At 70.6% G+C, this 26,457-nt stretch carries 24 protein-coding genes, 4 tRNA genes and 1 other RNA gene; 10 read left to right on the forward strand and 19 right to left on the reverse strand.

The window, feature by feature from the left end:
• Positions 1 to 21: 21 nt before the first annotated feature.
• A complete protein-coding gene (locus AB0I77_RS30015; protein ID WP_363285860.1) occupies positions 22 to 660 on the reverse strand; it encodes a helix-turn-helix domain-containing protein in 639 nt (212 codons plus the stop codon).
• A gap of 80 nt (positions 661 to 740) precedes the next feature.
• Between AB0I77_RS30015 and AB0I77_RS30020 the strand changes: the two genes are divergently transcribed.
• On the forward strand, positions 741 to 2,201 hold the full coding sequence (locus AB0I77_RS30020; protein WP_363285861.1) for an MFS transporter: 1,461 nt from the start codon (positions 741 to 743) through the stop codon (positions 2,199 to 2,201).
• Positions 2,202 to 2,353: 152 nt separating this feature from the next.
• Here AB0I77_RS30020 and purL read toward each other — a convergent pair whose 3' ends face one another.
• From purL to purS, 3 genes are read right to left on the reverse strand one after another with little or no spacing between them, the layout of a single operon-like run.
• Complete coding sequence (gene purL, locus AB0I77_RS30025; protein ID WP_363285862.1) at positions 2,354 to 4,612, reverse strand: phosphoribosylformylglycinamidine synthase subunit PurL; 2,259 nt, start codon at positions 4,610 to 4,612, stop codon at positions 2,354 to 2,356.
• Positions 4,609 to 5,289: a phosphoribosylformylglycinamidine synthase subunit PurQ gene (gene purQ / locus AB0I77_RS30030; RefSeq protein ID WP_363285863.1), complete on the reverse strand. Its 681-nt coding sequence runs from the start codon at positions 5,287 to 5,289 to the stop codon at positions 4,609 to 4,611. Before purQ ends, purL begins: the two co-directional genes overlap by 4 nt.
• Positions 5,286 to 5,549 carry a phosphoribosylformylglycinamidine synthase subunit PurS gene (gene purS / locus AB0I77_RS30035; RefSeq protein WP_307675862.1) on the reverse strand — a complete coding sequence of 88 codons (264 nt, stop codon included), beginning with the start codon at positions 5,547 to 5,549 and terminating at the stop codon, positions 5,286 to 5,288. The genes purQ and purS overlap by 4 nt, the downstream gene beginning before the upstream one ends.
• A gap of 350 nt (positions 5,550 to 5,899) precedes the next feature.
• Between purS and AB0I77_RS30040 the strand changes: the two genes are divergently transcribed.
• The 8 genes from AB0I77_RS30040 to AB0I77_RS30075 all read left to right on the forward strand — a co-directional run bounded on the left by AB0I77_RS30040 (position 5,900) and on the right by AB0I77_RS30075 (position 10,618).
• Positions 5,900 to 6,217, forward strand: a complete 318-nt coding sequence (locus AB0I77_RS30040) for an Lsr2 family protein (RefSeq protein WP_363285864.1) — start codon at positions 5,900 to 5,902, stop codon at positions 6,215 to 6,217.
• A 122-nt stretch (positions 6,218 to 6,339) separates the two neighbouring features.
• Positions 6,340 to 6,411, forward strand: a tRNA-Gly gene (locus AB0I77_RS30045).
• Positions 6,412 to 6,491: 80 nt separating this feature from the next.
• Positions 6,492 to 6,564, forward strand: a tRNA-Gly gene (locus AB0I77_RS30050).
• A 163-nt stretch (positions 6,565 to 6,727) separates the two neighbouring features.
• Positions 6,728 to 7,690 (forward strand): ABC transporter ATP-binding protein, encoded by a 963-nt coding sequence (locus AB0I77_RS30055; protein ID WP_363285865.1) that lies wholly within the window; start codon positions 6,728 to 6,730, stop codon positions 7,688 to 7,690.
• On the forward strand, positions 7,687 to 8,493 hold the full coding sequence (locus AB0I77_RS30060) for an ABC transporter permease (protein ID WP_363285866.1): 807 nt from the start codon (positions 7,687 to 7,689) through the stop codon (positions 8,491 to 8,493). The genes AB0I77_RS30055 and AB0I77_RS30060 overlap by 4 nt, the downstream gene beginning before the upstream one ends.
• Before the next feature lie 74 nt (positions 8,494 to 8,567).
• The gene (locus AB0I77_RS30065; RefSeq protein WP_363285867.1) at positions 8,568 to 9,908 is read left to right on the forward strand and encodes a histidine kinase; all 1,341 of its coding nucleotides are present in this window, start codon (positions 8,568 to 8,570) and stop codon (positions 9,906 to 9,908) included.
• Entirely contained in the window at positions 9,905 to 10,519 is a 615-nt protein-coding gene (locus AB0I77_RS30070) for a response regulator transcription factor (protein WP_363285868.1), read from the forward strand. The genes AB0I77_RS30065 and AB0I77_RS30070 overlap by 4 nt, the downstream gene beginning before the upstream one ends.
• Positions 10,520 to 10,542: 23 nt before the next feature.
• A tRNA-Gly gene (locus AB0I77_RS30075) sits at positions 10,543 to 10,618 on the forward strand.
• 82 nt (positions 10,619 to 10,700) lie between these two features.
• Here AB0I77_RS30075 and AB0I77_RS30080 read toward each other — a convergent pair.
• The 6 genes from AB0I77_RS30080 to ffs all read right to left on the reverse strand — a co-directional run bounded on the left by AB0I77_RS30080 (position 10,701) and on the right by ffs (position 20,170).
• Positions 10,701 to 11,603, reverse strand: coding sequence for a phosphoribosylaminoimidazolesuccinocarboxamide synthase (locus tag AB0I77_RS30080; RefSeq protein ID WP_363285869.1), 903 nt, complete (start codon positions 11,601 to 11,603; stop codon positions 10,701 to 10,703).
• Between the two features lie 121 nt (positions 11,604 to 11,724).
• A complete protein-coding gene (locus AB0I77_RS30085) occupies positions 11,725 to 13,242 on the reverse strand; it encodes a N,N-dimethylformamidase beta subunit family domain-containing protein (RefSeq protein ID WP_363285870.1) in 1,518 nt (505 codons plus the stop codon).
• A gap of 397 nt (positions 13,243 to 13,639) precedes the next feature.
• The gene (locus tag AB0I77_RS30090) at positions 13,640 to 15,877 is read right to left on the reverse strand and encodes a hypothetical protein (protein ID WP_363285937.1); all 2,238 of its coding nucleotides are present in this window, start codon (positions 15,875 to 15,877) and stop codon (positions 13,640 to 13,642) included.
• Between the two features lie 301 nt (positions 15,878 to 16,178).
• Entirely contained in the window at positions 16,179 to 17,432 is a 1,254-nt protein-coding gene (purD, locus tag AB0I77_RS30095) for a phosphoribosylamine--glycine ligase (protein WP_363285871.1), read from the reverse strand.
• Between the two features lie 157 nt (positions 17,433 to 17,589).
• On the reverse strand, positions 17,590 to 20,013 hold the full coding sequence (locus tag AB0I77_RS30100) for a DNA polymerase III subunit gamma and tau (RefSeq protein ID WP_363285872.1): 2,424 nt from the start codon (positions 20,011 to 20,013) through the stop codon (positions 17,590 to 17,592).
• 58 nt (positions 20,014 to 20,071) lie between these two features.
• Positions 20,072 to 20,170: signal recognition particle sRNA small type (gene ffs / locus AB0I77_RS30105), an RNA gene on the reverse strand.
• 72 nt (positions 20,171 to 20,242) lie between these two features.
• Here ffs and AB0I77_RS30110 point away from each other — a divergent pair.
• A tRNA-Ser gene (locus AB0I77_RS30110) sits at positions 20,243 to 20,330 on the forward strand.
• 62 nt (positions 20,331 to 20,392) lie between these two features.
• Here AB0I77_RS30110 and AB0I77_RS30115 read toward each other — a convergent pair.
• The 9 genes from AB0I77_RS30115 to AB0I77_RS30155 all read right to left on the reverse strand — a co-directional run bounded on the left by AB0I77_RS30115 (position 20,393) and on the right by AB0I77_RS30155 (position 26,450).
• Positions 20,393 to 21,676, reverse strand: coding sequence for a site-specific integrase (locus tag AB0I77_RS30115; RefSeq protein WP_363285873.1), 1,284 nt, complete (start codon positions 21,674 to 21,676; stop codon positions 20,393 to 20,395).
• Between the two features lie 84 nt (positions 21,677 to 21,760).
• Positions 21,761 to 21,988: an excisionase family DNA-binding protein gene (locus AB0I77_RS30120; RefSeq protein ID WP_093686248.1), complete on the reverse strand. Its 228-nt coding sequence runs from the start codon at positions 21,986 to 21,988 to the stop codon at positions 21,761 to 21,763.
• Between the two features lie 339 nt (positions 21,989 to 22,327).
• Positions 22,328 to 23,875, reverse strand: a complete 1,548-nt coding sequence (locus AB0I77_RS30125) for a YfjI family protein (protein ID WP_363285938.1) — start codon at positions 23,873 to 23,875, stop codon at positions 22,328 to 22,330.
• An 11-nt stretch (positions 23,876 to 23,886) separates the two neighbouring features.
• Complete coding sequence (locus AB0I77_RS30130) at positions 23,887 to 24,186, reverse strand: hypothetical protein (protein ID WP_363285874.1); 300 nt, start codon at positions 24,184 to 24,186, stop codon at positions 23,887 to 23,889.
• 20 nt (positions 24,187 to 24,206) lie between these two features.
• A complete protein-coding gene (locus AB0I77_RS30135; protein ID WP_363285875.1) occupies positions 24,207 to 25,124 on the reverse strand; it encodes a bifunctional DNA primase/polymerase in 918 nt (305 codons plus the stop codon).
• Positions 25,125 to 25,215: 91 nt separating this feature from the next.
• Positions 25,216 to 25,446 (reverse strand): hypothetical protein, encoded by a 231-nt coding sequence (locus AB0I77_RS30140; RefSeq protein ID WP_363285876.1) that lies wholly within the window; start codon positions 25,444 to 25,446, stop codon positions 25,216 to 25,218.
• Positions 25,447 to 25,461: 15 nt separating this feature from the next.
• A complete protein-coding gene (locus AB0I77_RS30145) occupies positions 25,462 to 25,752 on the reverse strand; it encodes a hypothetical protein (protein ID WP_363285877.1) in 291 nt (96 codons plus the stop codon).
• A gap of 19 nt (positions 25,753 to 25,771) precedes the next feature.
• Complete coding sequence (locus AB0I77_RS30150) at positions 25,772 to 26,239, reverse strand: hypothetical protein (RefSeq protein WP_363285878.1); 468 nt, start codon at positions 26,237 to 26,239, stop codon at positions 25,772 to 25,774.
• Between the two features lie 16 nt (positions 26,240 to 26,255).
• Positions 26,256 to 26,450, reverse strand: a complete 195-nt coding sequence (locus AB0I77_RS30155; RefSeq protein WP_360221557.1) for a hypothetical protein — start codon at positions 26,448 to 26,450, stop codon at positions 26,256 to 26,258.
• Positions 26,451 to 26,457: the final 7 nt, after the last annotated feature.

The raw sequence follows: 26,457 nt of genomic DNA on the forward strand, positions 1-26,457 counted from the left end.
TACGTCAACGCCGCAGCCCGCTCATTCCTTGCGCGCATAGTCCGCGAACCCCCGCTCCACCAACGCGAAGGCGCGCTCGGCCAGTTCGGGGGCGTCCGTGGCGACCGACTCCGGGGACTCGCCGGCGTCGACGCGGCGGTTGTGTTCCTCGACGAGGGCGTTGCGGGCGGCGGTCAGGGTCGCGGCGGCGATCAGCGCCAGGGTCGGGTCGCCGGTCTCCTCCGCCAGCAGGTCGGCCAGCTCCCGTGTGCCCTTCTGGGAGGCGAGGAAGGCGCGCTCCATCAGGACCGGGGTCTCCAGGATGAGCCTGCGCACCTGGCGGGAGAACGGCTCGCCGTGCAGGCCGATCGACGGATCGCGCCCCTCGATCATCTCCAGGAAGTGCCTGCGGACGGCCTCCACGGCCGACTCCCCGGGCTCACGCTCGCGCACCGCCCGGGCCGCGTCGCCGAAATGCTCCTCCATCGGGACGAAGACCAGGTCTTCCTTGGTGCCGAAGTAGTTGAAGACGGTCATCTTGGAGACCTCGGCCGCATCCGCGATCTCCTGCACGGAGACATTGTCGAAGCCGCGCTCGGCGAAGAGTGCGACCGCGGTCCGGTAGATCCTCTTCGCCGTCTGGACCTTCTTGCGTTCGCGCAGCCCCATCGCCTCGGTCATGGACATCACTGTACCAAGACGAAATTTAATCCCAGATGAAAGATTGACTGAGTACATATTCCTCGGGCAGGGTGAGGCCCATGACCGACACCCAGCGCAGAATCGCCTTCCTCGTCTGCCTCGTCACGATCGTCCTGGCCGTCCTGGACATGCAGATCGTGTCCGCGGCGACCGTCCCGATCGTCCGGGACCTCGATCCCGCCCACGGCATCGACAAGATCCCGTGGCTGGTCAGCGCCTACGCCCTGGCGTCGGCCGCGATGCTCCCGCTGTACGGCAGGCTGTGCGACGTCCTCGGCCCCAAACAGGTGTTCCTCTCAGCGGTCGGCGCCTTTCTCCTCGGCTCGGCGCTGTGCGGCGCCGCCCAGTCGATCGACCAGCTCATCGCGGCCCGGGCCGTGCAGGGCCTGGGGGCCGGCGGCCTGATGAGCGTCACGATGGTGGTGATCGCCCACCTCAGGAGGCCCGGGGAGAAGCGTGGCAAGGCCGCCGGCATGGGTGGCGTCGTCGCCGGCGGCGGCATGGCGCTCGGGCCCTGGATCGGCGGTCTGCTCGCCGACCACGCGAACTGGCGCTGGGTCTTCTACGTCAACCTGCCCCTCGGCCTCGCCGTCCTGGCCGTAGGCGCCGCGGTCATCAAGCTGCCCCGGCACACCGATCGCCCGGGGCGCCGCTCCATCGACTTCCCGGGCGCGGCCCTCGCCGCCGCCTTCTCCACCTCGCTGCTGCTGGTCACCGAGTGGGGCGGCAAGGAGTACGCCTGGTCGTCGCCGATGGTCGTCGGCCTGGCGCTGTCCGCCACGGCGGCACTCGGCCTGTTCCTGTGGCGCCAGACCACCGCGCCCCAGCCGATCCTGCCGCTGTCCATGTTCCGCGTCCGGGAACTGCGCTGGGGCTTCGCGATCCAGGCGCTGATCGGCACGGCCCTGGTGGGCGCGATGTACTACGTCATGATCTATCTCCAGGTCGCCCGCGGCATCACCAGCTCCTCCGCCGGGCTGTACCTCATCCCCATGGCCGCCGGCATGACGGTCATCGGCATCGTCTCCGGCAAGCTCGCCGAACGCGGCTGGTCGGAGCGGACGTTCATGATCAGCGGCTCGGCCGTCACCATGGTCGCCTTCCTGCTGCTGGCCACCACCGGCGCCGGGACCTCGCTGTGGCTGCTGCGCGCCGAGCTGCTCCTCTTCGGCGTCGGCTTCGGTCAGCTCCTGGGCCAGCTGATCCAGCTGGTGCAGGCCGCGGCACCCCGCCACCAGCTCGGCGTCGCCATCACCGGCATCCGCTTCTTCCAGACTCTGGGCACGGCCCTCGGCGCCGCCCTTTTCGGCACCCTCGTCACGCGGCTGTACGACGGCCCCGGCGACGCGGGCTCCATCAGCGGGCCGACCGCTGTGGCGGCGTACGTCTCCGCCCTGGACATGGTCTTCGTCTGCGGGGCCGTGCTGATGGGGCTGTGCGTGGTGCTGGCGCTGCGGCTGCCCGGTTCCCGGCCCGGTCAGGTCACTCCGGGGCCCGCGCAGGAGCGGGTCGCGGCCTGAGGACACGGCCTGAGGCGCGGCCTGGGGCGCGGCTGAGGACGACGATGGCCCCGCCCGTCGAAACGACGATGGCCCCGCCCGTCGAAACAGGCGAGGCCATCATGGCCGTAGGGCCATAGAGCCGTAGGACCGTCGTACGAACCTAGGACCGCTTACGCGAGCAGCGCCGGGATCGTCTCCTCGTGCGCCGTCCGCAGCTCCTCCAGGGGCAGCTCGAACTCGCCCTGGAGCTCGACGGTGTCGCCGTCCACCACACCGATGCGGGTGACGGGCAGGCCGCGCGCCCCGCACATGTCGTTGAAGCGGACCTCCTCGGAGCGGGGGACGGCCACGAGAGCGCGGCCGGCCGACTCCGAGAAGAGGAAGGTGAAGGCGTCGAGCCCGTCCGGTACGACCAGCCGCGCGCCCTTGCCGCCCAGCAGGGCGGACTCCACGACGGCCTGGATCAGACCGCCGTCGGACAGGTCGTGCGCGGAGTCGATCATGCCGTCGCGGGAGGCGGAGATCAGGATCTCGGCGAGCAGCCGCTCGCGCTCCAGGTCGACCTTGGGCGGCAGCCCGCCGAGGTGGTCGTGCACGACCTGCGACCAGGCCGAACCGCCCAGCTCCTCGCGGGTGTCACCGAGGAGGTACAGCAGCTGGCCCTCCTCCTGGAAGGCGACCGGCGTACGGCGGGCCACGTCGTCGATGACGCCCAGGACCGCGACCACGGGGGTCGGGTGGATGGCGGCCTCGCCCGTCTGGTTGTACAGCGACACATTGCCGCCGGTCACCGGGGTGCCGAGCTGCTGGCAGGCGTCGGCGAGGCCGCGGATGGCCTCGGCGAACTGCCACATCACCGCCGGGTCCTCGGGGGAGCCGAAGTTCAGGCAGTCGGAGACGGCGAGCGGCTTGGCGCCGGTCGTGGCCACGTTCCGGTAGGCCTCCGAGAGCGCCAGCTGGGCACCCGCGTACGGGTCCAGCTTCGCGTACCGGCCGTTGCCGTCGGTCGCGATGGCGACGCCGAGCCCGGTCGCCTCGTCGATGCGGATCATCCCGGAGTCCTCGGGCTGGGCGAGGACCGTGTTGCCCTGCACGAAGTGGTCGTACTGCGAGGTGATCCACTTCTTGGAGGCCTGGTTGGGGGACGACACGAGCCGCAGGACCTGGTCCTTCAGCTCTTCGCTCGTCGCCGGGCGGGGCAGCTTGTTCGCGTCGTCCGCCTGGAGAGCGTCCTGCCAGGACGGGCGGGCGTACGGGCGCTCGTAGACCGGGCCCTCGTGCGCGACCGTGCGCGGGTCGACGTCGATGATCTTGCCGCCGTGCCAGTAGATCTCGAGGCGGTCGCCGTCGGTCACCTCACCGATGACGGTGGCGATGACGTCCCACTTGTCGCAGATCTCCAGGAACCGGTCGACCTTCTCCGGCTCGACGACCGCGCACATGCGCTCCTGCGACTCGCTCATGAGGATTTCCTCGGGCGAGAGCGTGGAGTCGCGCAGCGGTACGTCGTCCAGGGTGACGCGCATGCCGCCCGAGCCGTTGGAGGCCAGCTCCGACGTGGCACAGGACAGACCGGCCGCGCCGAGGTCCTGGATGCCGACGACCAGCTTCTCGGCGAAGGCCTCGAGCGTGCACTCGATCAGCAGCTTCTCCTGGAACGGGTCGCCGACCTGCACGGCCGGGCGCTTGGACGGCTTGGCGTCGTCGAAGGTCTCGGAGGCCAGGATGGACGCGCCGCCGATGCCGTCGCCGCCCGTGCGGGCCCCGTACAGGATGACCTTGTTGCCCGCGCCGGACGCCTTCGCGAGGTGGATGTCCTCGTGCCGCATGACTCCGATGGCACCGGCGTTGACCAACGGGTTTCCCTGGTAGCAGGCGTCGAAGACGACCTCGCCGCCGATGTTGGGCAGGCCCAGGCAGTTGCCGTAGCCACCGATGCCGGCGACGACACCGGGGAGCACCCGCTTGGTGTCGGGGTGGTCCGCCGCACCGAAACGGAGGGGGTCCACGACGGCGACCGGCCTGGCGCCCATCGCGATGATGTCGCGCACGATGCCGCCGACTCCGGTGGCCGCGCCCTGGTAGGGCTCGACGTAGGAGGGGTGGTTGTGCGACTCGACCTTGAAGGTCACGGCGTAACCCTGGCCGACGTCCACGACACCGGCGTTCTCACCGATGCCGACGAGGAGGGCGTCGGACTGCGGGGCCTTCTCGCCGAACTGGCGGAGGTGGACCTTCGAGGACTTGTAGGAGCAGTGCTCGGACCACATGACCGAGTACATGGCGAGCTCGGCACCGGTGGGGCGGCGGCCGAGGATCTCCACGACCCGCTCGTACTCGTCCTTCTTCAGGCCGAGTTCGGCCCAGGGCAGCTCGACGTCGGGGGTCGCGGTCGCGTGCTCGACCGTGTCCAGAGGCGTCCGGCTCATACGTTGACCAGCTTCTTGAGGATCGAGGTGAAGAAGGGGAGGCCGTCGGTGCGGCCGGTGCCGATGAGCGGCTCCACGGCGTGCTCCGGGTGCGGCATCAGGCCTACGACGTTGCCGGCCTCGTTGGTGATGCCCGCGATGTCCCGCAGCGAGCCGTTCGGGTTGAAGTCCACGTAGCGGAAGGCGACCCGCCCCTCGGCCTCCAGCTTGTCGAGCGTGTACTCGTCAGCCACGTACCGGCCGTCCATGTTCTTCAGCGGAATGTTGATCTCCTGGCCGGCCGAGTAGTCGGTCGTCCAGGCGGTGTCCGCGTTCTCCACCCGCAGCTTCTGATCGCGGCAGATGAAGTGGAGGTGGTCGTTGCCGAGCATCCCGCCCGGGAGGAGGTGGGCCTCGGTGAGGATCTGGAAGCCGTTGCAGATACCGAGGACCGGGAGGCCCGCCTTCGCCTGCTCGAGGAGGGGCTCCATCACCGGCGAGAAGCGCGCGATGGCACCGGCGCGCAGATAGTCGCCGTAGGAGAAGCCACCGCACAACACCACGGCGTCGACCTGGTGGAGGTCCTTGTCCTTGTGCCAGAGGGCGACGGGTTCGGCGCCGGCGAGGCGGATCGCACGCTGTGTGTCGCGGTCGTCGAGGCTGCCCGGGAAAGTGACGACGCCAATACGAGCGGTCACTTCACGGCCTCCGCGACTTCCTCCACCTTGACGGTGAAGTCCTCGATCACGGTGTTGGCGAGGAAGGATTCCGCAAGATCATGGATGCGGGCGAGCGTGGCCTCGTCGACCGGTCCGTCGACTTCCAGCTCGAATCGCTTTCCCTGACGTACGTCGGAGATGCCTTCGAAACCCAGCCGCGGCAGTGCGCGCTGCACCGCCTGGCCCTGGGGGTCGAGGATCTCCGGCTTGAGCATGACGTCGACTACGACGCGTGCCACTGGCACTCCCGGTGTTGTGGTGCTGAGCAGGTTCCTGCAAGTGCCTTCAGGGTACCCGCACAAAATTTCTACGCGAGTAGAGTTGGAGGAAACTACGTGACAGTCATCACGATCAGGTATCGGACCGGGGCCGTCATGAAAAGTTCAGGGAAAGATCCAGGATCTCCCCACCATCCCTATTGCGCCGGGACACGCGGACAGATTTAGTCGGGCTTCACCTTGCATTGCCGGGCACTGTACAAATGAATTGGTAATAGCCGATACTTTGCCCAATAACTGGCGGACAGTCGGCATCTCCGAGGCGTCTCGGCACGTCATCACAGAGATGCCGCACGAAGGGACCGATATTCGTGGCGCAGCGTGTCGTAGTCACTCTCTCTGACGACATCGACGGCTCGGAAGCGGCGGAAACGATCGCCTTCGGACTCGACGGCAAGTCGTACGAGATCGACCTGAACCAAGCCAATGCCAAGAAACTGCGTAAGGCGCTCGCGCCGTACATGGAGGCCGGCCGCAAGCGCTCGCGGTCCGGCAAGGCGTACCGGCAGACGGAGGTCGCCCCCGACCCGGCGACCGTCCGGGCCTGGGCACAGTCCAACAAGATGGACGTCCCGGCGCGCGGGCGGATCCCCAAGAAGGTCTACGAGGCGTTCACCGCGGCGCAGTGAACCGGGCCTACGGCTGGTCACCCGCCCCTCGGCCGAACCGACTTGCGCTGCACCCCTCCTGGTCAGCTAGAGTCTGGAGCACGCCGAGGGGCGAGGCCGAAAGGCCCAGTTCCGGAGCCCATGCGGGTGTAGTTCAGTAGTAGAACATCCCCCTTCCAGGGGGAAGGCGCAGTGTGCAATTCCTGTCACCCGCTCTGCACCGCCGGTCCTCCCACTCTTGTGGATCAGGTAGGCTGGTGCTCGCGCCGATCAGTGAGAGCTGGTCGGAGGCAATGCGGACGTAGCTCAGTTGGTAGAGCGCAACCTTGCCAAGGTTGAGGTCGCGAGTTCGAACCTCGTCGTCCGCTCGGGAATCAGGCCCCGGTCCATCGGACCGGGGTCTTTTCGTGTGTCGTGCGCGCGGGGTGCGTCTGTTGTGCGTGCGTCTCGGATGTGGCAACTGACATTTGTCATGGCCGGTGATGACAGCTCGCACTGTCGGCGGGCCGCGAGCGCCGCGACGCTGAAGGCATGGACACGAGCGGACACGAGCACGTGATTGAGGTCACTGACCTGAAGCGTGTATACGGGGACGGGTTCGAGGCCGTGCGCGGGATCAGCTTTTCCGTGGGCCGCGGGGAGCTCTTCGCGCTGCTGGGTACCAACGGCGCCGGCAAGACGTCGACCGTCGAACTGCTGGAGGGGCTCGCGCGGCCGGCCGGGGGCCGAGTACGGATCCTCGGCCACGATCCCTACGCGGACCGGGCCGTCGTACGCCCCCGGACCGGGGTGATGTTGCAGGAGGGCGGCTTTCCGTCCGAACTGACCGTCGCGGAGACCGCCCGGATGTGGGCGGCGTGTACGAGTGGGGCCCGGGACGAAGGGGAGGCGCTCGCGCTGGTCGGGCTCGAACGCAAGGCGGGCGTACGGGTGAAGCAGTTGTCCGGGGGCGAGCGGCGGCGGCTGGATCTGGCGCTGGCGCTGCTCGGGAAGCCCGAAGTGCTGTTCCTGGACGAGCCGACGACCGGCCTCGACGCCGAAGGGCGCCGGGACACCTGGGAGTTGGTGCGCGCGCTGCGCGACGGCGGTACGACGGTGCTGCTGACCACGCACTATTTGGAAGAGGCCGAGGATCTGGCCGACCGGCTCGCCATCCTGCACGAAGGGCGTATCGCGGCCACCGGGACACCGGCCGAGGTGACCGCCGCCCAGCCGTCCCGGATCTCCTTCGAGCTGCCCCACGGCTACTTCCTGGGGGACCTGCCGCCGCTCGGTGAGCTGGGGGTGTGCGGGCACGAGGTCGAGGGGGGTGTCGTACGGCTGCGGACCCGGGAGCTTCAGCGGGCGGCCACCGGGCTGCTGATGTGGGCCGACGCGGCGGGGGTGGAACTGCGGCGCCTTGACGTGCGGTCGGCCTCGCTGGAGGAGGCGTTTTTGGGGATCGCGCGGGAGGCGGCCGGTTCCCTTGAGACGGTTGAGGAGTACGCGGCATGAGTGACCTCGGCACGACGCCTGTCGTCACGAAGCCTGCTGTCACGACGCCTGTCGGCCGGATGACCTCGCTGGCGCGCGCTGAGCTGACGTTGCTGGGGCGCAGCAGGGGAACACTCGTCGCCGCCCTGTTCGTGCCGCTGGTGGTGCCGGTCAGCCTGCGGTCCGCACTCGAGGACATGGACCTGGGGGAGGCCGGCCTGGACGTCGGCACGGTGCTTCTGCCCGCCGCCGTCGGCGTCTCGCTGCTGTTCGCTGTGTACGGGGTGCTCGTCGGCGCCTTCGTCTCCCGACGCGAGGAGCTCGTCCTCAAGCGGCTGCGCACCGGCGAGCTGCGGGACGGCGAGATCCTCGTCGGCGCCACGCTGCCGGCCGCGGCCATCGGCCTCGTACAGTCCCTGCTCCTGGTGGCGGGCTGCACCGCGCTGCTCGACCTGGCGGCCCCGAAGGCGCCCCATCTCGCCGTCGGCGGGCTGCTGTTGGGCCTGGTGGTGTGCGCGGCCCTGGCCGCCGTGACGGCGAGTTTCACCCGTACCGTGGAGAGCGCGCAGGTCACCTCGCTGCCGCTGGTGCTGGTCTCGATGGGGGCCTCGGGGATCGCCGTACCGATGGAGCTCCTGCCCGACCGGGTGGCGAGCGTGTTCGAACTGCTGCCTCTGTCGCCGGTGATCACGCTTGTGCGGGGCGGTTGGACCGGTGATCTGTCGGCATACGAGGCGCTGGGGGCGGTGGTGACCGCGCTGGTCTGGGTAGCGGTGGGGGTGTTTGCTGTACGGCGGTGGTTTCGGTGGGAGCCGCGGCGTTGACGTAGGTCGTGCTGGTCGCACTGGTCGTATGGGTCGTATGGGTCGTATAGGTCGTATGGGGGGGAGGGCGGGAGATGCGCGGGCCGGGGATGTGGTGGCGGGGGAAGAGCACGCCGGCGAAGGTGGAGACGTATACGCGGTGGTCGTTCCACTTCTTCGCGGTGATCGAGATCGCCTCGATCGGACTCCAGGGCTTCGTCCAGGTCGAACCGTGGGTGGCGAGCTGCCTGTTGCTGATGGTGGGCACGCACTCCGTGGCCTGCGCGGTGACCGCGTCGCGGGCGCTGGACTGGACGCGCGGTCGCCGCGGGCGACCCGGCCGGTTGCTGTGGACGCTCGGCGTCATCACCGCCGCGGTCGCCGTCGCGGCCATCGGGATCGCGGAGCGCGGTCCGGACGGTGAGGGCGTCGACAGCCTGGCGGCCGGAGTCTTCGGCCTGGTGCTGATCTTCGGCGCCGGCACCATCGCGCTCGGCGTCCGCAACCGGCGGCGGCTGTACGCGATCGTCGGCGGCTTCGCGGCGGGCGCCGCAAGCGTGTCGCTCCCGTTGAGCACCCCCGCTTCCGCGGCGCTGACGGCCTTGGCGGTGCTGCTCGGCGCCGGGCTCCTCACCTTCACGGCCAGCTTCTCCGTCTGGCTCCTCGACGTCGTCTACGAACTCGACGCGGCCCGCGAGACCCGTGCCCGGCTCGCCGTCGCCGAGGAGCGGTTGCGGTTCGGGCGGGATCTGCACGACGTGGTGGGACGCAACCTCGCCGTGATCGCGCTGAAGAGCGAGCTGGCGGTGCGGTTGGCGCGGCGGGGTCGGGCCGAGGCCGTGGAGCAGATGATCGAGGTGCAGCGGATCGCGCGCGAGTCGCAGCGGGAGGTCCGGGATGTCGTACGGGGTTATCGGGAGGCCGACTTGGAGGTCGAACTCGCCGGTGCACAGGGCGTGTTGACGGCCGCGGGCATCCGGTGCGAGCTGACCGGCGAGGCGGCCGGGCTGCCGGGCGAGGTGCAGTCGGCGCTCGGCTGGGTGGTGCGGGAGGCGACGACCAATGTGCTGCGGCACGGGGATGCCGGGCGGTGTGTGGTGAGTCTGCGGGTGGTGGAGGGGCGTGTGGTGTTGGTGGTGGTGAACGACGGGGTTGGTGCGTCGTCCGGTGCAGTCTCGGGTGCGTCGTCCGGTGCGGTCTCGGGTGCGTCGTCCGGTGCGGATTTCGGTGCGGACCTCGGTGGGGACCCCCGTGCGGATTCCGGTAGCGGTGCCGGCAGGGGCTCCGGTGCGGACGGTTCGGGGCTGGCCGGGCTGCGGGAGCGGCTCGCCGCGGTGGATGGGACGCTGGAGGCGGGGCGGGTCGGTGGAGGGCTGTTCCGGCTGGTCGCCGAGGTGCCGTTGAGTACGGCCGTGGTGAGTGAGGCCATGGCATGACCTCTCCCGTACGGCTCCTGCTCGCCGACGACGAGCATCTGATCCGGGGTGCGCTGGCCGCGCTGCTCTCGCTGGAGGACGATCTCATGGTCGTCGCCGAAGCCGCGTCCGGGCCCGAGGCGCTGGCCATGGCGCGTGCCCACGCCCCCGATGTCGCCGTACTGGATCTCCAGATGCCCGGCGCGGACGGTGTGAAGGTCGCCACAGGTCTGCGCACCGAGCTGCCCGGCTGCCGGGTGCTGATCGTGACCAGTCACGGGCGGCCGGGGCATCTGAAGCGGGCCCTGGAGGCGGGCGTACGCGGATTCGTCCCGAAGACCGTCAGCGCCGAGCGGCTCGCGGAGATCATCCGCACGGTGCACGCCGGAAACCGTTATGTCGATCCCGAGTTGGCCGCCGACGCGATCTCCGCCGGGGACTCGCCGCTGACCTCGCGGGAGGCGGAGGTGCTGGAGCTCGCGGCCGACGGGGCGCCCGTCGCGGAGATCGCCGAGCGGGCCGCGCTGTCGCAGGGGACCGTGCGCAACTATCTGTCGTCGGCCCTCTCGAAGCTCGGGGCGGAGAACCGTCATGCGGCGGTACGCCTCGCGCGCGAGCGAGGTTGGGTATAGTTGTGTTCGCGCTGCGGCGCAGTGCGGACGTAGCTCAGCTGGTAGAGCGCAACCTTGCCAAGGTTGAGGTCGCGAGTTCGAACCTCGTCGTCCGCTCCATCGCACAGCATCGAGAAGCCCCCGGTTTCGCCGGGGGCTTCTTCCGTTGGTCTGTTTCCGTTGGTCTGTCTCCGCTGGTCCGTTACGACCAGGTCGTGCCCGTCAGGCGTTCGTACGCCTCCACGTACTTGGCGCGGGTGGCGTCCACCACCTGCTGAGGCAGCGGCGGCGGGGGCTGCTCGCTCTTGCGGTCCCAGCCGGACTCCGGCGAGGTCAGCCAGTCGCGGACGAACTGCTTGTCGTACGACGGCTGCGCGTGCCCCGGCTCCCACTCGTCGGCCGGCCAGAAGCGGGAGGAGTCCGGGGTGAGGACCTCGTCGGCGAGGACGAGGGTCTCGTTGTTCTCGAAGCCGAACTCGAACTTCGTGTCCGCCAGGATGATCCCGCGGTCGCGGGCGATGTCACGGCCCCGGGCATAGACGGCGAGGGTCGCCTGACGCAGCTGGGCCGCGGTGTCCGCGCCGACCTGGCGGGCGACCTCCTCGTAGGAGACGTTCTCGTCGTGCTCGCCGACCGCGGCCTTGGTGGCCGGGGTGAAGATCGGGGCAGGCAGCTCCGAGCCGTCGACGAGGCCTTCGGGGAGGGCGAGGCCGCAGACGGTACGGGTCTCCTTGTACTCGACCAGGCCCGAGCCGGTGAGGTAGCCGCGGGCCACGCACTCCACGGGGAGCATCTGGAGGGACTTGCAGATGAGGGCGCGGCCGGCCCAGTCGGCGGGGGCGCCCGGGGGGAGCTCGGTGCTCAGGACGTGGTTCGGGATCAGGTCGGCGATCTGGTCGAACCACCACAGGGAGAGCTGGGTGAGGATGCGGCCCTTGTCGGGGATCTCGCTCGGGAGCACCCAGTCGTAGGCGGACATGCGGTCGCTGGCGACCATCACGAGGTCGCCGGCCTCGTTCTGGTACAGGTCGCGCACCTTGCCGGTGTGCAGATGTACCAGACCCGGAACCTGAAGGGGTTCGGGCTTTTCGGCGAATCCGGACACGGTTCCTCCCGGCGGTTCTGTGCAAGTGGGTCGATTCTCCCGTACGGCGGGGATCGGCCTTGGTCCGGGGTGTGGGGAGCGGAGCGTGGGGCGGTTTGTGGGGTGGTTTGTGGGGCGGGGCTCAGTCGCGTTTGCAGATGCGGTCCAGGAGGTTTGCCGTGGCTCGTTGGATACGGGGGTCCACGTGGCCCGGGCGGTCCAGCGCAGGGGACCAGGCGAACGTCCCGGATGCGAAGACCAGGGCGCCGGAGGGGGCGCGGTAGAGGGAGGTCTCCTGGTGGCGGAGGGCACCCTCGCTGTCGGTGTACGGGGAGTGGGCTAACAGGATGCGGTCCTCGTGCTCGGGCAGTGGGGTGCGCGGGAAGTAGCGGTCGGCCTCGCCCGCGACCAGGCCCTCGAGCTCGTCGCCCTCGTGCGCGCCGGTCGCCTCCCACAGCCAGTGCCCGGCGTTGCGGACGATCAGGGGGTGGGGCTCGGGGACGCGGCCGGCGTACTGGATGCCGACCAGCTGCTGCTCGGGGCGGTCGATCTCGCGCCACAGCACCGGCTTTCCCGGGCCCCTGCGCTTGCGGCAGGTCAGCAGGCGGTCGGGGACGCCGGACGGGGACGGGCCCAACTCGACCTGCCAGTACAGGGTGTTCGCGGAGAGGAAGACCAGGGACGTGCCGTGCTCACGGGCGCGTTCCACGGTGTGGCGCATGTGCGTCGACCAGTACTCGTCGTGGCCGGGGAAGACCAGGCCGCGGTAACGGGTGGGGTCGATGTGGCCGGCGTGCAGGTCGCGGGCGTCCGCGTAGGCGAGGTCGTAGCCGTAGCGCTCGGCCCAGCGGATGAAGTCGTAGGCGTGGCCGACGTGGAGCGGGAGGCCGGCGCCCGCGTACGGGCGGTCGAAGGAGACGGTCGTCGCCGCGTCGGCCTCGCCCAGCAGACGGCCGCTCTCGTCCCAGGCGTGGTAGAGGCTGGCGCCCGTGCGGCCGTCCTCCGGGTAGAGGTTGTACGCCTGCCAGGTCACGTCGGGCAGAAGCAGGAGCAGGTCCGCCGGGTGGTTGTCGCGGACGGTGAAGGGGACGTGGGAGCGGTAGCCGTCGGCGGTGGTGAGGACGGCGACGTACGCGCCGATGCTCCAGTAACTCGGGATCTGGAGGCGCCAGGACAGCCACCAGTGATGGCAGGAGACCGTGCGGTCGGCGGTGAGGGGCGCGGGCTGGACGATCCCGGACAGGCGGGGGCTGGTGGTGATCTTGGCCGCGCCGTCACCGCCGTAGTGGCCGATGCGGTAGACGTCTACGCCGAATTCCTGGGGCGGGTCGACCGTGATGCGGAAGTCGATCGCCTCGCCGGGGGCTACCGCGCCGGTGGAGGTGAAGCCCTTGATCTGGCGGCGGACGTCGTCTGCGGAGCGGGGGCCGCCGGTGGGGCGGGGGTTTGCTGCCGTGCGGGGGGTGGGGACCCGGGGGGAGCCCAGGGTTCCTGGGGATCCTGGGGATCCTGAGGATCCTGGGGACCCGCTGCGGCCCTCTTTCGGGGCGTGGGCCGGGTCCGGGTCGACGTACCAGGGGACGACCTGGCCAGTGTCGTCGAAGTACGTCACGTTGCCGCGCAGCCAGGGGACGGGGCCCTGGCCGAAGGGGTCCGTCACCGCGTGCGCGAGTGCTCCCGACTCCCAGCGGCGGATCTGCTCCGGTCCTGGTCCAGGTACTGGTCCCTGTCCCTGTCCTTGTCCTTGTCCTTGTCCTTGTCCTTGTCCCTGTCCCTGTCCCTGTCCCATGTTGGCTCCCCTCCCTCGTTCCCCCGCTGGTGTGTGTCTCGCGTGCTGCTCGCGTGCTGCGTGCTGCGTGCTCGTGCTGCTTGCGTGCTTCTCGTGGGGCGTGTGGCTGTCGTATGTCACAAGCCCTTGCCGCGTGCGCGATCGGTCCCAGCACATCACATTCCGCACGCAGGCTGTCACTATTCGTTGCGAATTGGCCGAAAGTGGAATCGGGGCTTCCGACATGGGGGTGGCTGGTGGAGAGAGGGGCCGGTGAGGGCGGGGCGTGTCAGACGAGGCGGACCGGTTTCTCCGGGCGTATCCCCGACTCGACCAGCCACGCACGCAAGGGGGCCGGGTCGCCGTCCTCGACGAGGCTGAGGACGCGGGGGGACAGGTCGGCCGCCCGTTCACCGTTGATGAGCAGCGACGGGCCGTCCAGCCAGTCGAGGCCCGGGATCGCACCGGCGGTGTCCATCGCGGCGCAGCACACCATCGCGGTGACGTGGTCGGCGAGCAGTTCGCGTCCGGTACGGGGTGGTTGCAGCGGGAAGAGGGGCAGCATGCCGTCGTCCCAGAGGGCGGTGTCGGGGCTGCCCTGTCCGGGGGCGGGCGGGGTGCTGGCCGACGTCGCCGACGCGGTGCTCTCCGCCAACGTCTCCTCACGGGCGATCTCGGCGGTGAGACGGGCGGCGAGGGCTGCGCCGCGGGGGCTGCTGGGGGGGCCGTCGTCGGGGTGGTTGTCGGGGTGGGCGGGGTGGTCGTCGTCGTCCTGCCTGATGCCGGTCCTGATGTCGGTGTGGGCGTCGCCGGTTGTTCTGGCGTCCTCGTGGGGGAGGCCGGGGGCGGGGGCTGCGAGCTGGTCCGGTGTGCGGCGGGTGAGAGGCGGGGTGGTGGATTCGGGCGTATGGCCGGGGTGGGGCGCGGGGGCGGTGGTGGGCGGGCGGTCGAGCTGTGGCGAGGGGTCAATCTGAGACTGACCTTGGTCCACGTGAGGCGCGTCGCCGGCCTCGGACGCACGGCCTGTGTGCGGCGCATGGCCGGTGATGGGCAGGCTATCGGCCTCTGGGTTGTCGGCCTCCGGGTTGTCGGCCTCTGGATTGTCGGCCTCTGGATTGTCGGCCTCTGGATTGTCGGCCTCTGGCATGTGGTCAGCCCGGGGCTTGCGGCCCGTGGCGTGCCCGTCATCGGGCTCGGGCGAGCGGACGGCGTGGGACACGTGGTCGGTGTGGAGTGTGTGGTCCGGCCGAGAGGTGCCCTCGGTGTACGGGGGCGGGTCCGTCAGGTGGTCGATGACTCGGGCCAGGGTTGGGCCGTCGGGGTCGGCGGAGCGGCGGACGCCCAGGGTGTCCAGGACGCGGTGGAGGCGGGCCGCGTCGATGCGCCACTTGCGGTCGACGACCTCGTCCGGATACTCCTGCCAGTCCACCGGGGACCAGTCCGGGCCGGACTCGGCGGGGCCGCCGTGGAAGAGGCGGGCGGCGAGAAGCGAGGCCGCCTCGTCCACCACGCCGGGCTCTTCGAGCAGGTCGCAGGCGGGACGCTCGCCCAGTCGGGAGGCGAAGCCCTCGGCCAGACGGTCGCGCCGGGACAGCTCGGTGAGGGCCGCGACGACCCCCGCGTCCAGCCGGGAGGGCCAGCGGCCCATGCGCCAGGCGGGCAGCGCGACCCGGGTCAGCAGCCGGTCCCAGCCCGCGTACGCCAGGCCAACCTGTTCCTGGGCGACGATCCTGAGACCGTAATCCACAGCCTGTGCACGCTCGGCGGCCGCGGCGGCCACACCCCGCTCCATCTCGGCAGCGTGGCCCCGGCAACTGCGCAGCAGCAGCCGGGCGACCCAGCCGACGCCCGCGAGCACCGTACGGAGTGGGAGGCCGCGGCCGGGGGCGGAGGTCACGGCCACTGCCGCGTCCAGACCGCGCACGAAGCGGCGGGCCGCCGCTATGTCCGGGTGCGCCGACGGTCCCGTACCGGCGACGACCGGGGCGAGGACCGCGCGCAGCTCGCCGACGCGCATCCACCACAGGAACGGGGAGCCGATGACGAGCACAGGCGCGTCAGTGGCACGGCGGTGCGCGCTGACGCCCGCTATCTCGTCGTGGTCGTCCCGCTGGGGCAGGCCGTGGGCCGGGTGGGTGCGGTCCTCCAGCCAGCTGTCGCAGTCCGGGGTGAGCGCTATGGCGGAGGGGGCGGGGACGTCGAGGCGGTCGGCGAGGTCGCGCACCATCCGGTACAGATCGGGGGCCGACTCCTCGGCGATCGCGACCGTAGGACTGACGGCGGGCCGGGCACGGGCGACGACCAGGGCGATACCGGCGGCGGCGAGCAGCACGAGGAGGGCGGCCACGCCCGTGATCCAGCGGGCGGCCTGCCAGCCCGGGCCCACGAGATGGCCGGTGGAAGCGCCGGCCAACAGCACCACGGCGACGGCCGCGGGCAGCAGGGCCACGGCCGACGCGCGGCTGCGGATCCGCAGCACGGCGAGTGCCCGGTGCCGTGCGGCCTGCGCGCCTGCCTCCACACCCATAGCGGTCACGACCCGACCTCACCCCCTCACTGCTGTCCTGGCTGGCTGGCTCTCCTGGCGTTGCTCACTCCCCCACTGTGGCACCCACCACTGACATCGCAATGCCGGTGGGCCAAGTGCCGGAACGCCTGCGCCGCACCCTAGTTGGGGCCCCGACCCTCGTCAGCCGTATGGGGCAGCGGTCACTCGATGGAATGGCTTTGGGGAAAGGTGGATGACGGACAGCAAGGATCAGGCCCCGAATCCTGAGACGGATTCGGGGCCTGTCGGGTTTATTGGCGATGAGGTTCCGTCCGGCTGTTCAGGCGCCGGCCGCCGCCTTCGCCGCGATGTCCGTACGGTGCTGGGAACCGTCGAGGTGGATGCGGTCGACCGCCTGGTACGCGCGGTCGCGGGCCTCGGCGAGGTCCTTGCCGGTCGCCGTGACGGACAGGACGCGGCCGCCGGCGCTGACGACGGCGTCGCCATCGCGCTTGGTGCCGGCGTGCAGGACGTACGCGTGCGGGGCGTCCTTGGCGGCCACCTCGTCGAGGCCGGTGATCGGGTCGCCGGTGCGCGGGGTGCCGGGGTAGTTGTGCGAGGCGACGACCACGGTGACCGCCGCTTCGTCGCTCCAGCGCAGGGGCGGCAGGTCGCCGAGATTGCTCGTGGCGGCGGCCAGCAGGATGCCGGCCAGCGGGGTCTGCAGACGGGCCAGGACGACCTGCGTCTCGGGGTCGCCGAAGCGGGCGTTGAACTCGATGACCCGTACGCCACGGCTGGTGATCGCGAGGCCGGCGTAGAGCAGGCCGGAGAAGGGGGTGCCGCGGCGGCGCATCTCGTCGACGGTCGGTTGGAGGACGGTCTCCATGACCTCGTCCACCAGCTTCGGGTCGGCCCAGGGCAGCGGGGAGTACGCGCCCATGCCGCCGGTGTTCGGACCCTCGTCGTCGTCGAGCGCGCGCTTGAAGTCCTGGGCGGGCCGGAGGGGGAGGACCGTGTCGCCGTCGGTGATGGCGAAGAGGGAGACCTCGGGGCCGTCGAGGAACTCCTCGATGACCACGCGCTCGCAGCCGGCCGCATGCGCCTTGGCCGCCTCGACGTCGGCGGTGACGACGACACCCTTGCCGGCGGCGAGCCCGTCGTCCTTGACGACGTACGGGGCACCGAAGGCGTCGAGCGCCGTGGCGACCTCATCCGCGGTCGTACAGACGTACGAACGGGAGGTGGGCACGCCGGCCGCAGCCATGACCTCCTTGGCAAAGGCCTTCGAGCCCTCCAGCCGCGCGGCCTCCCGGGAGGGGCCGAAGACCGGGATACCCACCTCGCGCACGGCGTCGGCGACCCCTGCGACGAGGGGCGCCTCCGGCCCTACGACGACCAGGTCGGCGCCGAGCTCCACGGCCAGCGCGGACACGGCGGCGCCGTCGAGGGCGTCGACCTGGTGCAGCTCGGCGACCTCGGCGATGCCGGCGTTGCCGGGGGCGCAGTGCAGCTCGGTGACGTCGGGATCGAGGGACAGGGAACGGCACAGGGCGTGTTCGCGGGCGCCGGTACCGATGACGAGGACCTTCACGGGGTCAGCCTAACGGGGTTTTGAGCGGGGCTCTGAGCGGGGTTTTGAACAGGGTTTGCGCGGGCTTCCGAAGGGGTGGGGGTGGGGTGTCACTCGCTGATGGCTACTCGACTAGTTACTAGTTACTAGCAACTAGTAACTAGTAACTCGTTCCTCGCTACTCGTTCGAGAACTCCTCCACGACCGTCGCCCCCAGCTCCTTGACGATGAGGTCGTGGCCGGAGAGGGCCGACTCGTCGAGGTCGGGATCGTCGTCCTCGGGGACGTCGTCCTCCGGGGAGACCGGGGCGGGCCGTTCCGGGGCGGACGGCCGGGGTGCGGGGGCCGCGTTGGGTCTTGGAGCGGTCTCCGGAGCCGATGATCCGGTGGGTTCGGCGGGCGGGGACTGGGTGGGCGCCGGGCGCTGGGGAGCTGCGGCACCTCCGCCCCCATAGCCGCCACCTGCGCCACCGCCGCCGTACCCACCGGCGCCTCCGCCTCCGCCGTAGCCACCGCTGGATCCGGGGGAGCCGCCGGTCGCGGGGGGTGCCGAGCCGCCCGACGGGTCGACGACCGACTCGATCTTCCACTGCACGTTGAACTGCTCGGCCAGCGCCTGACGCAGCACGTCCTCGCTGCCGCTGCTGGCGAAGTTGTCACGGGCACCGGCGTTGACGAAGCCGATCTGGAGGGTCGTGCCGTCGAAACCGGTCACCTGGGCGTTCTGGCTGAGCAGGATCCAGGTGAACCGGCGGCGGTTCTTGACCGCCTCCAGGATGTTCGGCCAGAGCATGCGGGGGTCGGGGCCGCCGCTGGGGGCCATGGGGGCGGGCGTCGAGGGCGGGGCGGCTGATGCGGGCGGTGTCCGCGGTGTCGCCGGGGTCGGCGCGGGGGCGCTCGGGGCCGCTGGAGGCTGTCCGCCGCCGGCGGGCGTCGGGGTGGGCCAGCCGCCGGGCCGTCGGCCACCGCCCGCGGGCGCGGCGGTTGGCCAAGCGCCGGGGGCGGGGGCTGGGGTGGCCGGGGCGGAGGGCTGCTGGGGCTGTTGGGGTTGGGCGGGCTGGGGCGGGGCCTGGTCGCGGCCCGGGGGCACGGCGGCAGGGGCGGCGGGCGCTACCGGCCCGTCGGCACCGGCGGGTGGTGCCCCCTGCCCGGAGGGCATACCGGCCGGCCCGGCCGACGCGGGGGTGACGGGGCCCTCCGAAGCACCGCCCGGCCCCGTCACCCCCGCGGCACCCGTGCCCGCTCCGGCCGCCACTCCGGGACCCGGCGCCGGCGCCCCAGATGCCCGTACCGCAGCCCGGGCCGCGGCGACACCACTCCCACTCCCTGGCGGGACCGGCGCGGCCACCGCTCCCCCATGGCCCCCATGGCCTGCATGGCCTGCATGGGCTTCGGGTCCGGGCACGTACCCCATGGAGGGCGCACCGCCACCCGCGGAGAAGTTCACGCCCCGCTCGATGCGGTCGAGGCGGGCCATGACCGAGCGCTCGTCCCCGTACGCGGCGGGCAGCATCACGCGCGCGCAGATGAGTTCCAGCTGGAGGCGGGGCGAGGTGGCGCCCCGCATGTCGGTCAGCCCCTGGTTGACGAGGTCGGCGGCGCGGCTCAGTTCCGCGGCGCCGAAGGTGCCGGCCTGGGCCTGCATCCGCTCGACGACGTCGACCGGGGCATCGATGAGCCCCTTCTCCGCCGCGTCCGGCACGGCGGCGAGGATCACCAGGTCACGCAGCCGCTCCAGCAGGTCGGTGACGAACCGCCGCGGATCGCTGCCGCCCTCGATGACGCGGTCGACGACCTCGAAGGCGGCGGCGCCGTCACCGGTGGCGAAGGCCTCGACGACGGAGTCGAGGAGGGACCCGTCCGTGTATCCGAGGAGGGAGGTGGCCATGGCGTAGGTCACGCCGGCCTCCCCCGCGCTGGCGAGCAGCTGGTCCATGACGGACATGGAGTCACGCACGGACCCCCCGCCCGCGCGCACCACCAGCGGCAGCACGCCCTCCTCGACGGCCATGTTCTCGCGCCCGCACACCTCGGCGAGGTAGTCGCGCAGAGTCCCCGGCGGCACGAGCCGGAACGGATAGTGATGCGTACGCGACCGGATGGTCCCGATGACCTTCTCGGGCTCGGTGGTGGCGAAGATGAACTTGAGGTGCTCGGGCGGCTCCTCGACGACCTTGAGCAGCGCGTTGAAACCGGCCGACGTGACCATGTGGGCCTCGTCGATGATGTAGATCTTGTACCGGCTGCCGGCGGGACCGAAGAACGCCTTCTCCCGCAGGTCACGCGCGTCGTCGACACCACCGTGCGAAGCGGCGTCGATCTCGATGACGTCGATGGACCCGGGTCCGTTCCGCGCGAGGTCCTGGCACGACTGGCACTCACCGCACGGCGTCGGCGTAGGCCCCTGTTCGCAGTTCAGACACCGCGCCAGAATCCGCGCGCTGGTCGTCTTTCCGCACCCACGCGGCCCGCTGAACAGGTACGCGTGATTGACCCGGTTGTTCCGCAGCGCCTGCTGCAGCGGGTCAGTGACATGCTCCTGCCCGATGACCTCGGCGAACGACTCCGGGCGATAGCGGCGGTACAACGCGAGAGACGACACGCATACGAGGTTATAGGCGCCCACTGACAACCAGCCCCGCCCAGCCCACCCCGGACAAACACAAAGCGCCCCCCACGCACCTGCCAGAGCCGACCTACCCTTGCTGCCTTCCGGCCCTGGGGGAGTTCAGTCAGATAGCACCGCGTGAGGGGCTGCGCCCACAGTACCCGATGTCGGCCAGGGGGAACGAGTTCGCGAGCACTCCTCAACGTCTTGTATTGTTTGCGGCGGAGGATTCGCCTAGTGGCCTAGGGCGCACGCTTGGAAAGCGTGTTGGGGGCAACCCCTCACGAGTTCGAATCTCGTATCCTCCGCCAGTGCCTCACCGGGCACGATGTCGAAGGGCCCCACCGCGAGGTAGGGCCCTTCGTCGTTGTCCTCAGCCCTCGTTGTCCTGGTTTTTGTCCACAGCGGGTGTCTCGGGGCTTCCCCAGATGGCTTCGGCGATCTTCCGGGCGACGTCCTTGAGCATGGCGTCCGGCACGTGCAGGTACCTCGCCCGCATGCTCGCGGAGGTGCCCGGCTCCCACCCCATGATCTGATCGATGACCCGGGCCGGGACACCGAGCAGCATGAGCACGGTGGCGGCCGTGTGCCTGGCGTCGTGCAGTCGGCCGTCCCGAACCCCCGCGTCTTCCAGCAGCCGCTTCCAGTCGTGGTAGTCCGTGTTCGGGCTCAGCGGGCCACCGAGCGGCTTGGTGAACACGTAGTCCGACTCGGTCCACAGGTCGCCGGCCGCCTTGCGCTCGCGCGCTTGGGTCTCGCGGTGTGCACGGAGCATGGCGACCAGCGGGCCTGGCAGGGGCACGGCGCGGCGGCCCGCTCGCGACTTGGTGTTCTTGGTCTCACGCCGCACCTGCACCTTGGCGGGGCAGTACCCCGCCTTCCTGCCGCACGGGGAGGCTTCCGGGCACCCGTGCTTGTATCGGGGGCGCAGACGGTTCCGGCGCAGTTTCAGGTACTCATTGTCCAGGTCGACGTCAGACCAGCGCAGTCCGAGTGTCTCGCCCTGCCGCAATCCGAGTGCCAGTGCCAGCATCCAGCGGGCGCTGTTCCGGCGCTTGTTGGCTTCGAGCAACAGGCACTGAACCTCTTCCACGGAGTAGGGCTCAACCTCGGATTCGTCTTCTTCCATCCGTGGCGGCTTCGCCAGTGCGGCGGCATTCTTCGCCGCGTAGCCGCGCCGTACCGCCTCCCCCAGTGCGGTTCGGGCGGTGCGGTGGGCCTGGTGAGCCGTACCGGCCTTGCGCTCTCCGTTCGCCTGCATACGGCGATACAGGCTCTCCAGGTGTTCGGGCTGCAAGCGGTCAAGGCGGTGCTTGCCGACGCCGGGCACGAGGTGCACGCGAACAGCGACCTCGTACCCGTCGTACGTGTTCTCACTGACGGTCGGCTTGGCGATGTTCTCCACCCAGTGCTGAAGCCACTTCTCAACCGTCCACGCCTTGCCCGGCTGTTGCGCCGAACCCGCGTCGCGCTGCTTCTCCAGCTTCTTGACTTCCTCGACCAGGTCCTCGCGCGTCTTGCGTGTCAGGTGTCGGCGGTACGGCTCCCCGTTGTCCTTGTAGCCCATCGGCACGCGGGCGTGCCAACGCTCGTCTTTCCCGAAGTAGATCGCGGATTCGCCGTTCGCGCGGCGGGTGCCCTTCTTCTTCTCTGCCACAGGCAGGCTCCTGATTCTTGGTGTCGGGATGGAGACCGGGGCGGCGGGCTGTCCTGTCCGGGAGTGCTGCCGCCCCGGGCGGGGTCAAGCGGCTCGTTTGGCCGCGCGTCGGCGGGCGAGGTATTCGGCGGGTGCGTCTGCGGGAACGCGACGGAGACGGCCGATGTCGATGGACTCCAGTTCGCCGGTGCGGATGAGCGCGAAGCATGTGGTGCGGCCGATGCGGAGTCGGCGGGCAGCTTCTTCGACGGTGAGGAGAACCAACGTGGCGTCGTCGTCGGCGGGGGTCGCGAGGGTGCCGTGTTCGTCCAAGGCTCGCTCCTGTGGGGGCTGAGTTCATGGGCAGGTGCCGCCGCACAAACCGCAAAATCCGCAGAAATACCGGGGAGGGCCATTGACCTGCGGTGATGCGGTACGGGGGCGGTTGTGGACGGTGCCCCGCAGAAATCCGCGATATTCCGCAAAAATCGGGGGCGACCGGTGACCGACCCCGGCGGGGGGGGCGGTGCTCGGTTTTTTGCGGAATATCGCGGGATTGTGCGACGGCCCCCGTCCGGGATGGGGCAGGGGTCCCGTCGCAGGTCAGCGGGGTGTCCGGGGGTTATTGCGGATTTTGCGGTTTGTGCGGGAGGGGTTGAGGGCGCGGCCGGGTCACCGGCCGCCCTGGCGCAGGGCGGGGTGGGCCAGCAGGCGGGGTGCCGGGGGGCGTCCGCGCTTGCCGGTGCGCTCCGGCTGGTAGGACCGCAGATAGCCGTGGTCTTCCAGCAGCGCGAGGGCGGGTTCGAGGTCGGCGACGGTCGGAACCTCGCTGCGGGACAGGACGCTGAAGACGTCCCGGCGACTGACGTCCTCCCATCCGTTGTCCTTCAGCGCTTCCAGCACGCTGCGGGCACGGGACAGGGCCACGTCAGCCCCCATGGCGTCGAACACGGCGAGGGCGTGAGCGGTGTAGTACTCCCCCAGCTCGATGGCCGCGTTCATGGTGGCCTCGGTCACCGGGTGGGCGTAGCCGTTGCCGCCGTGTTCGGCGAGGTGCAGCAGCGCGGCCATGCGGGCGGTCGCTCCGACCAGCTTCCCGGCCCAGTCGTTGATGTGGCCCAGTGCCCCGCCGCGCTCCTTGAGTCGCGGTTCGACCCGTTGCTGATAGGCGATCAGGGCCGCGTCCGCCTCGGGGGCGAGCTGGATGAGCGCCGGGTCGGTCCAGCCTGCGAGCGACAGGGTGAGGTCGATGACCCTCGCGGCGTACGTGGCGGCCGTCTGCTCGGGGACCGGATCGGTGATGACCTTCCGCTCACCGACCGTCGACACCGGCAGCGAGTACAGGAAGCGACCCAGCAGACCGCGCCCCTTCCCGCCCTTGATCTTCCCCATGTCCACCAGCACATCGGGCTGAACAGCCAGTCCCATGGTCAGAGCGGGAGCGTCCACGTACTCGCGGCGGGTCTGCCGGTTCACCCTGAGACGACCCCCGGCATGACCTTTGAGAAAGACCTCCATGTTGGGACTGCCCGAGTAGCGACCGGCGATGATGTCGAAGATTCCCCCCTCATCACTCATCACCGACAGCCGCCCGCCCTGTTCCGCGATGAGCGAGGTGACCGTCTCGGGTGTGCAGTCGTCCGCCAGCAACAGGGGTTCGGCCGGCACGGTGAGCGTGTCGGCTGTCTGCGCGAGACCGATGGCGGTCTTCACCATCTCGTCTCGCTTGTCGCCGTCGGCGGACGCGGCCTTGGCGGTGGCCTTGTCCGCCGCTTCCTTGGCCAGCCTCGCCGTCAGCTCCGCTTCCACGATGACCGGCTTCATGGCCGCCTTGAGCTGTTTCTCCGCCTCATACAGGGGGTTGGTCAGCAGGGAGAAGACGGCGGACTTGCGGTTGCCGGGCGGGAGCGCGACCACGGTGAAGAGGTTGGTGGGCTCACGCCAGTTGCCGCGCACGTGGACCACCGACCGGCCGCCGGCCGCCGTGGCGAGCACGGCGAGGGCGATGGACCCGGCGAGGTCGACCGGGGTCTGTGTCTCTTCCGCGACGGCCGCCACGAACTCCCCCAACCAGGTGGGGAGGACGTGGGCGGGGAAGGCGGGACGCTCGCGGCGGCCGGTGAGGGGAATGGGGTCCTCCCACACGTCCGGGGCCGTGTCGTCCTCGCCGGGCGCGTCTTCCAGGGTGGGCAGTCCGGCCCACAGGTCGGGGCTGTCCACAGGCTGTGGAGTCATGAGGCCGCCCTCCCTTCGGCGGTGGTGGTGTGGGGGCAGACGTCGACGCGGACGCGGGCGGTCAGCCTGATGACGGCGGCACGGCCCCGGGCGCGTTCGTGATGCCCGCAGGCACAGAGCCAGTCCCCGACGGGTACGCCCTCGCACTGGATCTGAAGACCCGGGGTGATGCCGGTGACGGTGACCGTCTGCGGGTCAGAACCAACGGCAGAAAGGACGCCCTTGCGGGCGGCGACCTTCGGTTCGCCCACGCGCGGCCGTAGCGGGCCCTGTACGGCGCCCTGAGCGTCGTTCATGGGGGTTCGGGATGCTTTGTTCATGCCGCGCGCTCTACAGCCGTCTCAAGGCCGTTGGCGACCGCGCGGCGGGCGTAGGTCTCAGGAACACCGACGGAGACGGCGGCGGCCACGATCTCGTGCCCGAGGACGGCCAAGCCGCACGGTCCCGGGCATTCGGTGTGCTGTGCGGCGAGGAACCGGGCGACGCCGAACGCCTGTGATCCGGCGCCGGATTCGGTGCGGGTCCGTACGAGGGTGAGGCCGCGTTCGAGGCCGGTGCGGACGTAGCGCTCGGTGTGGCGGCATCCGGTGGCCACCGACCGGCCCCACGGGGTGCGGTCGGGGACAGAAGATGCCACCTCCCCCGGGGCGGGGGTGGTGTCTTCCTTCACCAGCAGCGCGCGCACGGCCGCCGGGAGAACGGCCATACGGCCGGTCCCGGGACCGAGCCAACGGGCGTACTGCATCAGCGACTTGATGTCGACGCCCGGCCGGACCGCGTTCGACGACGGCATGGCGCCCCGGTACAGCCAGTGCTCGCCCCGGGTCGTCTGTACCGTGCGGGTGGCGGGCAGGGTCTCATGGGCCCACGTGACGGCCGCCGCGTTGTCCAGGTCGACCACTGTCAGCCCCGCCCCGCCCGGGTGGTAGGCGACGGCCACCGCCTCACGCCACACCGGCGCCCACAGGGGCGAGGTGAGGACGTGCGGGTCGGTGGTCGCGGCGGCCCACGCGTGGCACGGCGCCGGGCACTGGCAGGGGCCCGCGCTCTTCATGTTGGGTCGGCCGCCGCAGGCGCCGTCCTTGCAGGAACGGCAGTTGCCGAACGGAACCTTGCCGCGTCGCAGCGGCAGGACCGGGACCCCGGCCGCCGCGAGGGCGAGGGCGGTCCGCAGGTGGCTCCCGTCAGGGTGATTCTCGGCAAGGGGAAGCCGGGTCGTGCAGTCAGGTGTCATGCTGAAGGTCTCCTGTTCTGCTACGTCGGGATTGGGAGACCGTGGGCGGCGGGCTGTCCTGTCCGGGAGTGACCGCCGCCCACGGGCGCAGCTACTTCGGGGTGCGGGAGGCGCGGCGGATCAGGCTCGCGATGGTCGCCACGGTGGGGTAGTCCCACCGGGCGATCCAGTCGACGATCAGCCGGTCGTAGGTGCCCAGTTCAACGCCCGCGTTGTCGAGTTCGGCGAACAGGGCATCGCGCTGCAAAGACTCGGGCGAGTGGCCGAATGGGGCGTTGTCGAGCGGTCCGTCAGAGATGGGGTCGTTGCCGCGGTAGGTCATGAGACTCCCGTCGGATCAGAAGGGCGGTTCGTTGCTGTAGCCGTCCGGCGCCCACGGGTCACGGCCGGTGTCGCGGCGACGCAGCCACCGAGGCCGGCGCGGCAGGGGCATCAGAAACCAGCGGCGGGTCTCGTTCCAGCAGCGGCAGGGCTCCCAGTCGCTCCCGGCGTACTCGCCGTAGTGGTCGCCGTAGTCGTACTCGAACCCCCCGTCGCCGTCGCAGTCCGGGCAGTCGGGACGGGGGGTGTCGGTGAGGATCAGGGCGTTGCGGGGCCAGGAAGCCCGCTGGATACGCAGTCGCATCACAGGCGTTGATCTCCCTCTGTCAGCCGTAGAACTTGCTGCGCTTGATGACGGCCTTGCGGATGTTGACCGTCGTCCCGCCGCCGTGGCCGCTCGCGCTGAACACCTGCACGGCGATCCACCCGCCGAAGACGACGGCGGCGAGGATGACTAGCTGGGTCACCAGCGCGGTTAGCGCGGTGATAAACGCGGTGAGCATGAGCAGTCCGCCGCACACCGCGAGGAACCCCACGCCCCCGAGCGCGATGTTCACCGCCGCACGAGAGACGGCCGGCTTGTGCGCGACCGGTTCGGGCTTGGCCGGCTCGATGGCGTAGCCGGTGACGACACGGCCGTCCGGCAGGACGACGCTCGTCACGGCCGGAATGGTGCCCGGCTGCACAGGCGTGAGCGGGGCGGTGTGGGCGGGGACGATCGGGATGGGAGTGTGGACTTCGACGGCGGCCGTCTCGTGTCCGGCCGTGCGGCCGTACGCGGTGGGTTCGTTCACGGTGCTGCTCTCCCTTCTAGCGGCCGGCGTCGGCGAGGGCGCCGGTGACGGCGGTGACGAGCTGGTTGACGGTGTCGCTCGCGTCGGTGCCGGCGAGGTAGAAGCCGAAGAGCGCGACGACGACGGCCGCACCGGCACCGACGGCCTTGAAACGCAGCAGCAGCGCGACGCCGACGGCGAGCAACAGAACGAGCGAGATGGTGATGTCCACGGGGCCT

Origin of the sequence: Streptomyces sp. NPDC050619, from assembly GCF_040654815.1 — a bacterium.
GTDB lineage: Bacteria > Actinomycetota > Actinomycetes > Streptomycetales > Streptomycetaceae > Streptomyces.

Bases quoted from the DNA above. Each gene is read 5' to 3' on its own strand.
- AB0I77_RS30090 (WP_363285937.1), bottom strand. From the start codon at position 15,877: ATGGGTGTGGAGGCAGGCGCGCAGGCCGCACGGCACCGGGCACTCGCC.
- AB0I77_RS30020 (WP_363285861.1), top strand. From the start codon at position 741: ATGACCGACACCCAGCGCAGAATCGCCTTCCTCGTCTGCCTCGTCACG.
- AB0I77_RS30060 (WP_363285866.1), top strand. From the start codon at position 7,687: ATGAGTGACCTCGGCACGACGCCTGTCGTCACGAAGCCTGCTGTCACG.
- AB0I77_RS30135 (WP_363285875.1), bottom strand. From the start codon at position 25,124: ATGACACCTGACTGCACGACCCGGCTTCCCCTTGCCGAGAATCACCCT.
- AB0I77_RS30070 (WP_363285868.1), top strand. From the start codon at position 9,905: ATGACCTCTCCCGTACGGCTCCTGCTCGCCGACGACGAGCATCTGATC.
- AB0I77_RS30130 (WP_363285874.1), bottom strand. From the start codon at position 24,186: ATGAACGACGCTCAGGGCGCCGTACAGGGCCCGCTACGGCCGCGCGTG.
- AB0I77_RS30065 (WP_363285867.1), top strand. From the start codon at position 8,568: ATGCGCGGGCCGGGGATGTGGTGGCGGGGGAAGAGCACGCCGGCGAAG.
- AB0I77_RS30140 (WP_363285876.1), bottom strand. From the start codon at position 25,446: ATGACCTACCGCGGCAACGACCCCATCTCTGACGGACCGCTCGACAAC.
- AB0I77_RS30055 (WP_363285865.1), top strand. From the start codon at position 6,728: ATGGACACGAGCGGACACGAGCACGTGATTGAGGTCACTGACCTGAAG.
- AB0I77_RS30015 (WP_363285860.1), bottom strand. From the start codon at position 660: ATGACCGAGGCGATGGGGCTGCGCGAACGCAAGAAGGTCCAGACGGCG.
- purL (WP_363285862.1), bottom strand. From the start codon at position 4,612: ATGAGCCGGACGCCTCTGGACACGGTCGAGCACGCGACCGCGACCCCC.